Annotated in this window: 13 protein-coding genes and 1 pseudogene; 5 read left to right on the plus strand and 9 right to left on the minus strand. The window is 70.9% G+C overall.

Translation table 11 applies throughout. The annotated features are described in order from the left end of the window. Positions 1-227 (plus strand): annotated as a pseudogene (locus BLR05_RS07040) (IS5/IS1182 family transposase); the annotation flags it as partial. Between the two features lie 200 nt (positions 228-427). Here BLR05_RS07040 and BLR05_RS07045 read toward each other — a convergent pair. Continuing rightward, on the minus strand, positions 428-628 hold the full coding sequence (locus BLR05_RS07045) for a hypothetical protein (RefSeq protein ID WP_143015871.1): 201 nt from the start codon (positions 626-628) through the stop codon (positions 428-430). Positions 629-863: 235 nt separating this feature from the next. On the opposite strand from BLR05_RS07045, the gene BLR05_RS07050 reads away from it, so the two are divergent. Together BLR05_RS07050 and BLR05_RS07055 are read left to right on the plus strand one after the other, a co-directional pair. Continuing rightward, a complete protein-coding gene (locus BLR05_RS07050) occupies positions 864-2,336 on the plus strand; it encodes an aldehyde dehydrogenase family protein (protein WP_092833178.1) in 1,473 nt (490 codons plus the stop codon). Between the two features lie 71 nt (positions 2,337-2,407). Then, positions 2,408-3,733: an NAD(P)/FAD-dependent oxidoreductase gene (locus BLR05_RS07055; protein ID WP_092833180.1), complete on the plus strand. Its 1,326-nt coding sequence runs from the start codon at positions 2,408-2,410 to the stop codon at positions 3,731-3,733. 19 nt (positions 3,734-3,752) lie between these two features. Here the strand turns inward: BLR05_RS07055 and BLR05_RS07060 are convergent, their stop codons facing one another. From BLR05_RS07060 to msrA, 8 genes are all read right to left on the minus strand, one after another. Next, positions 3,753-5,900: a TonB-dependent receptor gene (locus BLR05_RS07060; protein ID WP_092833421.1), complete on the minus strand. Its 2,148-nt coding sequence runs from the start codon at positions 5,898-5,900 to the stop codon at positions 3,753-3,755. Between the two features lie 158 nt (positions 5,901-6,058). Beyond that, positions 6,059-6,517: a hypothetical protein gene (locus BLR05_RS07065; protein WP_225979328.1), complete on the minus strand. Its 459-nt coding sequence runs from the start codon at positions 6,515-6,517 to the stop codon at positions 6,059-6,061. Continuing rightward, positions 6,514-7,083, minus strand: coding sequence for a DUF3299 domain-containing protein (locus BLR05_RS07070; protein WP_092833425.1), 570 nt, complete (start codon positions 7,081-7,083; stop codon positions 6,514-6,516). Before BLR05_RS07070 ends, BLR05_RS07065 begins: the two co-directional genes overlap by 4 nt. Positions 7,084-7,145: 62 nt before the next feature. Beyond that, on the minus strand, positions 7,146-7,427 hold the full coding sequence (locus BLR05_RS07075) for a hypothetical protein (protein WP_092833182.1): 282 nt from the start codon (positions 7,425-7,427) through the stop codon (positions 7,146-7,148). 56 nt (positions 7,428-7,483) lie between these two features. After that, the gene (locus BLR05_RS07080; protein WP_092833184.1) at positions 7,484-8,752 is read right to left on the minus strand and encodes an ABC transporter permease; all 1,269 of its coding nucleotides are present in this window, start codon (positions 8,750-8,752) and stop codon (positions 7,484-7,486) included. Then, on the minus strand, positions 8,749-9,432 hold the full coding sequence (locus BLR05_RS07085) for an ATP-binding cassette domain-containing protein (protein ID WP_092833186.1): 684 nt from the start codon (positions 9,430-9,432) through the stop codon (positions 8,749-8,751). The genes BLR05_RS07080 and BLR05_RS07085 overlap by 4 nt, the downstream gene beginning before the upstream one ends. After that, positions 9,429-9,932, minus strand: coding sequence for a transcriptional repressor (locus BLR05_RS07090; RefSeq protein WP_092833188.1), 504 nt, complete (start codon positions 9,930-9,932; stop codon positions 9,429-9,431). The genes BLR05_RS07085 and BLR05_RS07090 overlap by 4 nt, the downstream gene beginning before the upstream one ends. A gap of 69 nt (positions 9,933-10,001) precedes the next feature. Next, positions 10,002-10,541: a peptide-methionine (S)-S-oxide reductase MsrA gene (gene msrA / locus BLR05_RS07095; RefSeq protein WP_092833190.1), complete on the minus strand. Its 540-nt coding sequence runs from the start codon at positions 10,539-10,541 to the stop codon at positions 10,002-10,004. A 130-nt stretch (positions 10,542-10,671) separates the two neighbouring features. On the opposite strand from msrA, the gene BLR05_RS07100 reads away from it, so the two are divergent. Both BLR05_RS07100 and BLR05_RS07105 read left to right on the plus strand, forming a co-directional pair. Continuing rightward, positions 10,672-11,400: a TetR/AcrR family transcriptional regulator gene (locus tag BLR05_RS07100; RefSeq protein WP_092833192.1), complete on the plus strand. Its 729-nt coding sequence runs from the start codon at positions 10,672-10,674 to the stop codon at positions 11,398-11,400. 24 nt (positions 11,401-11,424) lie between these two features. Then, positions 11,425-12,135, plus strand: a complete 711-nt coding sequence (locus BLR05_RS07105) for a protein-L-isoaspartate O-methyltransferase family protein (RefSeq protein ID WP_092833194.1) — start codon at positions 11,425-11,427, stop codon at positions 12,133-12,135. Positions 12,136-12,173 lie beyond the last annotated feature (38 nt).

The following is a 12,173-nucleotide window of genomic DNA, read 5'->3' on the forward strand; positions in this document are numbered from 1 at the left end:
AGAAGCGTGCCAAGGTGGAGCATGTGTTTGCCGGTCTCCGTCACCTGGGCGGCAAGTTCGTGCGCACGATCGGGCAGGCACGGGCCACGGTTGGCATGACGATGATGGCCGCCTGCTACAACATGAAGCGCCTGGCGTCCTTCCTGGACCGGGGAGTGGATGCATTCTTCAAACCCAAAAGCGGCGCCTGCAAGGCACAGGTGCGCCCGCGCACGGCGAACGCATGAGTCGCTGGGGCCGAAAGGCCCCTGAGCACGGGGATCGTCCCCAGGGCAGTTGCTATCGCGCTCCCGAAGCAGGTGAATGTGTGCGGATAGCCTTGATGCTGGGCTCGGATCAGGGGTTGTGAGAGGTTCCCGATGGAGATACAGAGGATGACCGGGACGAGTGAAGTGAAGACGGGGGAGTTCACGGGCGGGACCAGGAGTTACTTCTGCAGGGACGCTATTGCCGCCTGCAGCGTGCCCTGCGCAGAGGGATCCGCCACGATCGGGTCCGGCACCACGCCGCTGCCCTGGATGCTCCGGCCGCCAGGCTGGGCTGCGGAGTGCGCCGAGGCGAAAAGTGCCAGCACGAAGGCACATGCGGAATGGAACGGTGGTGGGGTCATCTGGAATTGGAATGGCATGGCGTCGCGCTGCGCAGGATTATCCCGCGGGTTGGGCCCTGCAGGCCCGCCGCATGGCATGCCGCGCAGCCCCCCCAAAACCGCAGCTTCATCGCGATGCGCCCCGCTTTTCCCAACCGGCCGTGCGGCACCGCATGGTGCAATTGCCTGCAATGAAGCTTGTTGCAGAGCCTGTCCGGAACCAGCGCCAGGCGGCGGATACCGCCCACCGTGCCCGTGCAGGCCGATCGTTCCCATGACCTCTCCCCTCATCGAACGCCTGGCCCGCGACGACCGCCTGGACCGCATCTTCATCGGCGGCCGCTGGCGGCGGCCGGAGGGAACGTCCCGCGCCACCGTCATCGACCCTTCCACGCAGCAGCCGCTCGCGGACATCGCGCTGGGCGATGCCCGGGACGCCGCGGCCGCGATCGCCGCGGCCCGCCACGCCTTCCCGGCCTGGTCCGCGACCACGCCGCTGCAGCGTGCGGATCTGCTGGGCCGGCTGCATGCCCTGGTCCTGGAGCGTGCGGAATCGTTCGCCCAGGCGATCTCGCTCGAAATGGGATCCGCCATCGCCGTGGCGCGCGGCGCGCAGGTGCCGGTCGCCGCGGAGCACTTGCGCGTGGCCCGCGACCTCGCTGCCAGTTATCCCTTCGTCACCCATCGGGACGGCACGGCCATCGTGCGCGAGGCGATCGGCGTCTGCGGCCTGATCACGCCCTGGAACTGGCCGCTCTACCAGATCACCGCCAAGGCCGGACCGGCGCTGGCCGCGGGATGCACCGTGGTGCTCAAGCCCAGCGAGCTGTCCCCGTTCAGCGCGCTGCTCTTCGCCGAGGCGGTGCAGGACGCCGGGATTCCCGCCGGCGTGTTCAACCTCGTGGTCGGCGAAGGCCCGGAGGTGGGGGCCGCGCTGGCGTCGCATCCCGACGTGGACATGGTCTCGATCACCGGCTCCACCCGGGCCGGCGTCCTCGTGGCCCAGGCGGCCGCGCCCACGGTCAAGCGCGTGGCCCAGGAGCTGGGCGGAAAGTCCCCGAACGTCATCCTGCCGGATGCCGATCTTTCGGTGGCCGTGCCGGCCGGCGTGGCGGCGGGCATGCGCAACGTGGGCCAGTCCTGCAGCGCCCCGACGCGCATGATCGTGCCGCGCGACCGGCTGGCGGAAGTCGAGCGCCTCGCGGCCGGGGCCGTGTCGCGCATGGTCGTCGGGGATCCGCGCTCGGAGCGGACCACGCACGGCCCGGTGGCCAACCGGGCCCAGTTCCACCGCGTGCAGGAAATGATCGCCGCCGGGATCGAGGAAGGCGCGCGCCTGGTCTGCGGCGGCCCCGGCCGCCCGGCCGGCCTGGATCGCGGCTTCTACGCGCGCCCGACCATCTTCTCCGACGTGCATCCGCGGATGCGGATCGCGCAGGAGGAAATCTTCGGGCCGGTGCTCGCCATCATTCCCTGCGACACGGTCGATGAAGCCGTGGACATCGCCAACGACACGATCTACGGCCTGGGCGCCCACGTGCAGGGCGCGGATCCTGCGGCGGCGCGGGCGGTCGCTTTGCGCATCCGTGCCGGGCAGGTGCACATCAACAACCCCGCCTGGAGCCCGCACGCCCCCTTCGGCGGCTACAAGCAATCGGGCAACGGGCGCGAATACGGCGTCGAGGGGCTCCAGGAGTACCTGGAAACCAAAGCCATCCTGGGCTGGGCCGGGGAGCCGGACGCATGACCACCGCACCGCTGCCCCGGCGCCCAGCACCGTCCCTGCGTTCCGTCCCGACCGAAAAGCGAGATCCCTCCATGCAACAGCCGCTGCGCCTCATCGAAACGTCGTCCCTCCTGCCCACCAGCGCCGATGCCGTCGTGATCGGTGGCGGGATCATCGGCGTCTTCACCGCGTACTACCTGGCGCGCCGGGGCATGTCGGTCGCCCTGGTCGAGAAAGGCCTGATCGGCGCCGAACAGTCCAGCCGCAACTGGGGCTGGTGCCGGCAGCAGAACCGCGACGCACGGGAGCTGCCCATGGCCACCAAGAGCCTGGAACTCTGGGAGCAGTTCGCCGCCGAGTCCGGGGAGGACACGGGTTTCCGGCGCTGCGGCCTGTTCTACCTGAGCAACGACGAGGCCGAACTCGACCGCTGGGCCCGCTGGGGCGTCTTCGCAAAGTCCGCCGGCGTGGTCACGCACATGCTGGGCTCCGAAGAAGCCACGCGGCGCGGCAGCGCGACGGGCCGGCCCTGGAAAGGCGGCGTGCTCTCCCCCAGCGATGGCACGGCCGATCCCGCCAAGGCCGCGCCGGCCGCCGCCACCGCCTTCATGAAGCTCGGCGGCACCGTGCACCAGAACTGCGCCGCCCGGGGCATCGAGTTGCAGGGCGGGCGTGTCAGCGGCGTGGTCACCGAAGCCGGAACCATCCGGACCCGCACCGCCATCTACGCCGGGGGCGCATGGGCCTCGTCGTTCTGCCGCCAGCTGGGAATCCGTTTCCCCCAGGCGACGGTCCGCCAGTCCATCGTGCGCGTCTCGGCGGTCGCCGAGGCGCTGCCCGACACGCTGCACACGGCGGGCGTCTCCGTCACCCGCCGCAGCGACGGCAGCTATACGCTGGCCATCAGCGGGCGTGGCCGGGTGGACCCGACGCCGCAGCTGCTGCGCTTCGCGCCGCAGTTCATCCCGATGTTCGCCAAGCGCTGGCGCAACGTGTTCCCCGGCGGCCTGGAAGGCATCCGGGGGGGCCATGAAACGCTGGGCCGCTGGCGCCTCGATGCGCCGACGCCCATGGAACGCATGCGTGTGCTCGATCCCAAGGCGGATCCCGCGGCCGTGCGCGAGACCCATCTCCGGGCCGTCGCCCTGCTGCCCGCGCTGCGGGAGGCGGGCATCGCCAATGCCTGGGCCGGCTTTGTGGACAGCACGCCGGACGGCGTGCCGGGCATCGGCGAGGTGCAGGGCATCCCCGGGTTCATCCTGGCCGCCGGGTTCTCCGGCCACGGCTTCGGCATCGGCCCGGGTGCGGGCCACCTGATCGCCGACCTCGCCAGCGGCGACACACCCATCTTCGATCCCCGCCCCTACGACCCCGAACGGTTCAAGAAATCGGCGTGGGGCCAGGTCGCCGATTTCTAGGCGCGGGCAACCCGGCGCGTCAGAAGTCCACCTTCACTCCCACCTTCAGGCTGCGCCCGGGCAGCGGTGCCTTCGGGAACGCCGTGGTCGTCAGGATCGAGGTCGGGCTGTAGGCGAGCTTGTCGGTGATGTTGTCCAGGCGCGCATACCACAGCGCGGTGCTCCGGGTGGCGCCGAACTGCCATTGCGTGCGATAGCCGAGCGATGCGTTCCACAGCGTGTAGGCGCCGGTCGCGCGGGTGCCGTCGTCGGGCACGCGGTCCTGTGCGGCCAGGTAGTCGAAGCCCAGCCCTGCGCGCCAGGGGCCGCTGGCCCACAGCAGCGTGCTGCCCAGGCGCAGGGGCGCAATGCGCGGCAGCGGCTGGCCGGTGTCGCGGTTGGTGGCGCGCACGATATCGCCGCGCAACTGCAGGTCCAGCGTGGAGCCGTCGCCGAGCAGGCGGGACGACGGGGCCACCACGCCGCTCTCGCCCACCAGCCGCACGCTGCCGCTGGCCTCCAGGCCATAGAAGCGTGCGCGCATGCCCTGGTAGCGGTACTCGGGCAGCGCGCCGTCCGTGCCGGCCGGCACCACGTCGCCGTCCTCCGAGCGCAGCAGCCCGGTGGGCGTGAGGCCGATGTAGTTGGAGAACTGGCTCAGGAAGGCCGTGGCGGCGAAGCGGTTGGGGCCGCTCTTCCAGGCCGCGCCCACGTCCACGCTCGTCGCTTTTTCCAGTCCGAGGCCCGGGTCTCCCGTCTCCCAGGCGCCGGTGGCCACGTGCGGGCCGTTGGCGAACAACTCATAGTCCTTCGGCGCGCGCTGGGTGTACGACAGGTTGGACGTGAGCTGCCAGGCGGGCGTGAGGTTGAACAGTGCACCCACGGCGGCGCTGTGCGGATGGAAATCATGCTTGCCGACGGCGAAACGGTCCACGTCCGGGCTGCCGAAGGATTCGACCGTGTCCCGCTCCGCGCGGGCGCCGAAGGTCAGCTTGCCCCAGTCCATGCCCAGTTCCTCGTGCAGGAACAGCGCGGTGCTGTGGCTGCGGCTGCGCGGCGCGAAGGCCTCCTCGCCCTCGGCCGAGAAGCGCGAGGCCTCGGCCTGCAGGCCGATGACGCCCTGCAGCCGGCCGATGGGCGCGTGCTTCGCCTCCACCCGCAGGTCGTTGCCACCGTTGCGGAACGTGGTGCCGGGAGCCCCGCCCTCGTATTCGGTGTGGCGGTAGTCCGTATGGCTGGCCTGCACGCGCACGCTCTGCAGCGGGCCCGCACCGAAGCGCCACAGGCCGTCCAGCGCATAGCGGTTGGAACGCATGCCGATCGTCACGTCGTCCTCGGCCACCGTGCCGTAGTCGCTGCGGTAGGTGCTGGCCGAAAGGCCCAGGTAGCCCTGGTCGAAGAACGCGGTGCCGCCCACGGCGCCCCCGCGGGTATGGCTGGCGGAGTTGCAGATGCGCCGTGCCAGGCCGGGAGAGCCGGTCTTCTCGCAGGCCAGGTCGATGGGCACGCGCACGTCGTCCGTGTTGCGGTCGAACACGTCGGCATGCAGGGCGAAGCGGTCGTTGCCGCCTTCCACCATCGCCGCGCCCGCGCGTTCACCGTTGCCGGTGGCGGCCGAGGCCTCGGCCTTGCCGTCCACGCCGTTCAACGGCTCGCGCGGAATGCGGTTGTCGATGACGTTCACCACACCGCCCACCGCGCTGCCGCCATAGAGCAGCGCGGCCGGGCCGCGCAGCACCTCGATGCGCTCGGTGGTCAGGGCCTCGGTGGGCACGGCATGGTCGAAGCTCAGCGCCGATGCGTCGAGCGTGGCGCCGCTGTTCTGCAGCACGCGGATGCGGTCGCCGTCCAGGCCGCGGATGATGGGCCGGCTGGCGTTGGGACCGAAGTAGGTGCTGCTCACGCCCGGCAGGCCGTCCAGTGTCTGGCCGAGGGTCGATTCGGTGCGCAGGGTGAGGTCGTCGCCGGACAGCTGGGCGGCGGGCACGACCACCGTGTCGGTGCCCAGCGGGTTGCCGGTGACGGTCACCTCGGGCAGGCGTGCCCGGGGCGTGGCGGAGGAGGTGTCTGTATCGGCGGCCGTTTGCGCGCGGGCACCGGAGGCCGCCAGCAGCAGCACGGCACAGGCGAGCGGATGCAGCGCCGCGCGGCCGGAACGGCCCGGGAAGGAAAAAGCGTTGGAAGTCATGGCGGACGACGGAAGAAAGAAGAAGAAGAAGAACACGGCGCAGCGCACGCGGTGCCCGCATGCCAGTGCAGGCATGCAGGCGCCACGGCGGGCGCACAGCGAAACTTGAAAAGGAGGAATGCCGCAGCGCCCTGCCGGGTCGAGCGGCAGGGGCCCGGTCAGGCCGCGCAGGAGTGCGGCGGAGCGCGGGCCAGAAAGGCGCGCTGCGGCCTCGCGCCCACGCCCGGCGCGGGCAGGCCGTCGGGTGCCGGCGCCTCCGCAGGCATCGCTGCCGGCAGCAGGGCTGGCAGCAGGACCGCTCCGAAGAGCGACTGGTCGAGCAGGTGGCAGTCGCTGTCCGCATGGTGCGAGAACAGCGCCTCCAGCAGGCCCGCATCGTGGCCATGCGAAAGCGGGGCGAGGCGGGCACCGCCTGCCACGGCGGCGCCGGCGCCCTGCAGTGCCATGGCCGCCACCGGCCCGTGCACCACCTGGTGCACGCGACCCAGCGCCGGAGCGAGCACCAGGGCCACCGCCAGCCACATCCACAGCGCGAAGGCGCGGGCATGCATTCGCCGGGCGCCCGAAGGGTTGCGGGCGTGCATGCAGCGGCGGATCATGGCGGCGGGCAGGGTCACTTCACGGGCTCGGCGTTGACCATGCGGTAGAACAGGCCGTACTCGTCATTGCCCAGGGTCTTGAATTCGCCCTGCACCACGATGGGCTCCAGCGAGTAGGGAACGCCCACGGAGGCCTTCACCTCCACCATGCTCTCCGGCCCGCCGGGAATGCAGAACGCGCAGGTCAGCGGCACGGAAGTCAGCAGGAAATGGCGCTGCAGCGGGCGCGTGTCCATGGGCACCATGAAGCCCTGCAGGCGCTGCACCTTGCCGTCCAGCGCCTTCTGCTCCGCGTTGAAGACGGGCGCGATGCGGGTCTTCAGGGTCTTCTTGGTGAGGTTCGTCAGCGTGGACCACGGCACCACATCCTCGCGCCGCGGCAAGGGCTTGATGGGGCTCTGCGGGCTGTGGTAGCCGGGCCCCGAGCCGGCCGGAAGTCCGCCGGGGCCGGGAGGGCCGCCGAGCGGGGACGACAGCGCGGGCGCGACCGCCCCCGCGCCACCGGGGGCCGGCGAAGCCCCCTGCGCGGCCAGGGTGCCCGTGCATGCCAGGGCGCAGGCGAGGAGCGGAAGCGGGAATTTCATCGGATACACGGTGTTCGCGGGGAGATCATCGCATGCGGCACCGGACCAGGGTGCCGGCATGCTCAATGCTGGTGCTTCATTCCGCAGAATTTGCCGATGGCCAGACCCTTGCAGGCGGCCTGGAGCTCCTTCACGCACTGGTCGTGGCCCTTGCCCGCTTCCAGGCACTTGGCGGCGGCTTCATGCGCCGCGGCCATGGCGCGGTGGCGCTGGATGTCGGCCTGGATCTCCTTGTCGCCGTGCGCGTGCTCCTTGGCGTCCTGGGCATGGGCGGACAGTGCGCCCATCGCCAGCAGCGGCGCGCAGGCGAAGGCCAGGGCGGCAGATCGGAAAGTGCGGTGCATGGAAGTTCCTTTCGAACAGTGGAAAAAACAAAGGCTGGAAACGGGCCGCCGGCTTTTCAGGGCCGCCCCAGCAGCTCGCCCGCATCGACGCGGTACGCCTGCACGGCCGGCAGCAGGGCAGCCAGCACGGCCAGCGCCGCGGCGAGCGCGGGAACCGCCCACTCCCCGGGCAGCCAGACCCAGCCCGTCACCGGCATGGCATTGCGCGCGGCCAGCAGGCGCCCTACGCCTTCGGCCAGCAGGTGGCCGCAGGCCAGGCCCAGCAGCGACGCGATCAGGGCGAGCCACAGCGCCTCGCAGAGCAGCAGGCCACCCACGCGGGCCGGCGGCGCGCCCAGCATGCGCAGCATGGCGAGGTCGGTACGGCGCTCCCGCACCGCATTCCACAACGCGATGAACACGCTCAGCGCGGCCGCACCCAGCAGCACGCCGCCAAAGGCGCGCAGCACGTCCGCGCCCACCCCCAGCAGGCCCACGAGCCGGGTGATCTCCACCGCGGGCGAAGCGGCCTGCATGGGCGTGCCGCTGTTGATGGCGCGCGGCAGCGTCACCGCCGCCAGGGGACTGCGGTAGCGCACCAGGGCCAGCGTGACCTCGCGCTCCTGGCGCAGCACCTCCAGGTCGTCCGGGTCGTCGGCCTGTGCGGATTCATGCACCTTCCATACCGATTCCGTGGCGGTGAGCACCAGCCGGTCGAGCACGCAGCCGCACGGCTGCAGCACGCCCACCACCGTGTACGGATTGTCGCCATGCGCCTCCCCTCCCGGGGCCAGGCCGTGCGTGCCCACGAAGGACTGGCCCAGCAGTCCGCCGGGCCCGCTGCCGAGGGTCCGTCCGGCATCGCCGGCTGCGCGCCGCATGGCCCCTGCCACGGTGGCGCCCAGCACGGCCTCCATGGGACGGCTCCAAACGCGCCCGGCCGCCCAGGCGGCACCGTAGTGGGCGGGATACTCCGGCGTGGTCCCGACGATGCGGTAGCCGGCAAAGCTGTCGCCCAGGCTGAGCGGAATCGCCTGCGCCACCAGCGGATTGCGCTGCAGCGTCTCGAAATCCTGCAGCGCGATATTGCCGGGCGGCACGTCGATGTGGAAGACGCCCGCCAGGATCAGCTGCAGCGGGCTGCCCTTGGCGCCGACCACCAGATCGATCCCCTGGACGTCGCGCTCGAAGCCCCGGTCCACCTGCTCGGACACCAGCAATACCAGCACCACGGAGGCCAGCCCCAGCGTCAGTAGCAGCAGGTTGAGTGCCGATGCCAGCGGGCGCGACCAAAGGTAGCGCCACGACAGCCGCAGGAGCTCGCCGAATCGGACCATCGCGCTCATGGCCCGGCCTCCACGGCCTGAGCCCGTGGCAGGCGCTCCAGCGACACCATGCCGGCCCGGGGCGCGAGCGCGTCGATCGCGCGGCGGTCGTGCGTGGCAACCACCAGCGTGGCCCCGCAGCCGGCGGCACTGCCTGCCAGCAGCGCCAGCGCAGCGGCGGCGGCCTCGTCATCCAGGCTGGCGGTGGGCTCGTCGGCCAGCAGTACGCGCGGCGACAGCAGCACGGCGCGCGCCAGCGCCACCCGCTGGGCCTGGCCACCGGAGAGCTGGTGCGGATGGCGCCGGGCCAGCGCGCCGAGGTCCAGGCGGTTCAGCACCGCGGCGATCGCCCGGCCGTCCCGGGGCAGTCCGGCCGCGAAAAAGGCCAGCGCGAGGTTTTCGGAGATGGTGAGCGCAGGCGACAGGTGCAGCGCCTGCGGCAGGAAGCCGACGGTACGCGCGCGCCATGCGTCACGCCCCGCCTGGCCGGGCCGGGCCCCTGCGGCCAGATCCCGGTCCGCCACCACCAGCGTGCCGGCCGATGCCGAGCGCAGGCCAGCGGCCAGGGCCAGCCAGGTGGACTTTCCGGAGCCCGAAGGCCCGCGCAACAGCAGACAGCTGCCCTGGGGCAGGTCCACGTCGGGGAAACGCAGGGACGGGCCGCCGGAATGGGCGAATTCCAGCCCGCGCGACCGGATCATCCGCGGGTCTCCCCGGCCCCGGTGCCCGCGCATTCCGCGCACCGGCCGCGCACGGAGACATCCGCGGCCAGCTCGGCGTGGCCGGCTTCCGCCAGGGTCTGGAGCACGCGGCGCATGGCGGCGCGCAGCGGAGCCGCCCCGTCAGGGATGCGGAACTGGCGGTGGCATTCGGCACATTCGAAGCGGACACCCCAGCGCTCCCTGGAACTGCCCGCCAGCGTGTAGCGCGTCACGCGCTGTGCATCCACATGGCGATCGAGCAGCCCGGCCACGGCGAGGCGATCCAGCAGGCGATAGACCGTGACACGGTTGGCCGGCACGCCGCGCCGCTCCAGCGCCGCGACGACCTCCGTGCCCGAGCGCGCCGCCGAAGGGTCGGCCTCCATCAGCGCCAGCACCGCCCGCACGGCCCGTGTGGAGCGCAGGCCCTGCGGCAGCGCACGCTGCGCGGCGGAAGGCGATGGCGCGGACGGGTCCGTGGATGCGGCGGGAATCGGCATGGCGTGCGGCCTATTAATGCAATCGTGTTGCATTATGCATCCAGGCCGCACGCCAGCGGCCGGTGGTGGCTATCCGGGCTTGAGGTAGCGCGCGAACGTCTTGCGGAATTTCTCCACCTTGGGCCCCACGACGAAGGCGCAGTAGCCCTGCTCCGGATGGTTCAGGTAATAGTCCTGGTGGTAGTCCTCGGCCGGCCAGTACGACTCCAGCGGCTGCACTTCGGTGACGACCGGCGCGCCGAACAGCCGGTCCTGCGACATCTGCCGCACCATGGCCTCCGCCAGTTCCTGCTGCGCGGGCGTGGCGGTGTAGATGCCGCTGCGGTACTGCGTGCCCACGTCGTTGCCCTGCCGGTTGAGGGTGGTCGGGTCATGCGTGGCGAAGAAGATTTCCAGGATCTCGCGCAGTCCGATGACTTCGGGGTCGAAGGTCAGCCGCACGACTTCCGCATGGCCCGTCCTGCCCGAGCAGACCTGCTCGTAGGTCGGGTGTGGCACCTGGCCGTTGGCATAGCCGCTCTCGACATCCGTGACGCCGCGCACGCGGTCGAAGACGGCTTCGGTGCACCAGAAGCAGCCACCGCCCAGGGTGATGGTTTCAGAACCCATGGAAAAACCTCGCTGTGAAGAAAACGATACGGTAGGCGGACGGCGGCGCGGCCCCTGTGGGAATTGTCCGCGCGCCCACGTTGACGCCGCCGCGCGCCGCCGCTACATTACTAACCAGTCAGTCATTAATATGACCTCCCGCCCCACGCCCCCTCCTCCACCCTCCGCGCCACCGCCCCGGCGCGCCCGCCGCAAGGATGCGCGGCCGGGCGAGCTGCTCGAGGCAGCGCTCGACCTGTTCGTGGAGCGCGGCTACGCCGCCACCAAGGTGGATGAGGTGGCGGCGAGGGCCGGGGTTTCCAAGGGCACCCTGTTCCTGTACTTCCCGAGCAAGGAAGACCTGTTCAAGGCAGTCGTTCGCCACAACCTGGGCCGGCATTTCGCCGAATGGGACGTGGAGATCGAGCACTACCCCCACAGCACGTCCGAACTGCTGCGCTATGCCTACGATCTCTGGTGGAAGCACATCGGCGCCACCAAGGCCTCGGGCATCGCCAAACTCGTCCTGGGTGAGGCGCACAATTTTCCGGACATCGCGGCTTTCTACCGCGACGAGGTCGTGCTTCCCGGCAATCGCCTCATCCGCCGCATCCTCGAGCGCGGTTTGCAGCGGGGCGAGTTCCGCGAGCTCGATCTCGACTGCGCCGTGCACGTGGTGGCCGCGCCGCTTGTGTTCATGATGATGTGGCGCCATTCGGGCGTCTGCATGCCCGAGTCGGACGGCGTGACGCCGCAGCGCTTCATCGATGCGCAGGTGGACAACCTGCTGGCGGGCTTCTGCGTGCGCCACGGCCGGGTCGCTGCCGTGCCGCAGGCGCAGCAGCCTGCCCACGCGCCTAAAATCGGCGGTTTGTCCTGATCCCGCGCACCGGAGAAATCCCCCATGACCCTTCCCTACAACACGACCGCCGACGCCAGCGATCCCGTGACGCTGTCCCGCTACAACATGATCGAGCAGCAGATCCGCCCGTGGAACGTGCTCGACACCGATGTGCTGGACCTGCTGAACGTCGTGCGCCGCGAGGATTTCGTGCCCCCTGCCTATCGCGGCATGGCGTTCATGGACATGGAGATCCCGCTCAACCCCTCCGCCGAGGAAGCCCAGCGCCTGGGCCAGTGCATGCTGGCCCCGCGCGTGGAAGCCCGCCTGCTGCAGGACCTGCAGGTCAAGCCGACCGACCGCGTGCTGGAGATCGGCTCCGGCTCCGGCTACATGGCCGCCCTGCTCGCTCACCGCGCCGAGCATGTGGTCACGCTGGAGATCGTGCCCGACCTGGTGGAATTCGCCCGCGAGAACCTGCTGAGCGCCGGCATCGCCAACGTGACGGTGCGCCAGGGCGACGGCGCGCGCGACGCCATCCCGGACGGCCCGTTCGACGTCATCGTGCTGAGCGGCTCGGTGCATGAAGTGCCCCAGAACCTGCTCGCCCTGCTGCGCGAAGGCGGCCGCCTGGCTGCCATCACCGGCGACGAGCCCGTGATGCGTGCCACCTTCGTGCGCCGCGCGGGCGACCGCTTCGCCGCCAGCCAGCCGTGGGACACCAACGCCTCGCGCCTGCTGAACTTCCCGGAGCGTCCGCGCTTCATATTCTGAGCGGCGCGAGGGTCCCTTTCTTCTTTCCTGACACAGGA

The organism is Paracidovorax cattleyae (assembly GCF_900104515.1).
In the GTDB taxonomy this organism is placed as follows: Bacteria; Pseudomonadota; Gammaproteobacteria; order Burkholderiales; family Burkholderiaceae_C; genus Paracidovorax; species Paracidovorax cattleyae.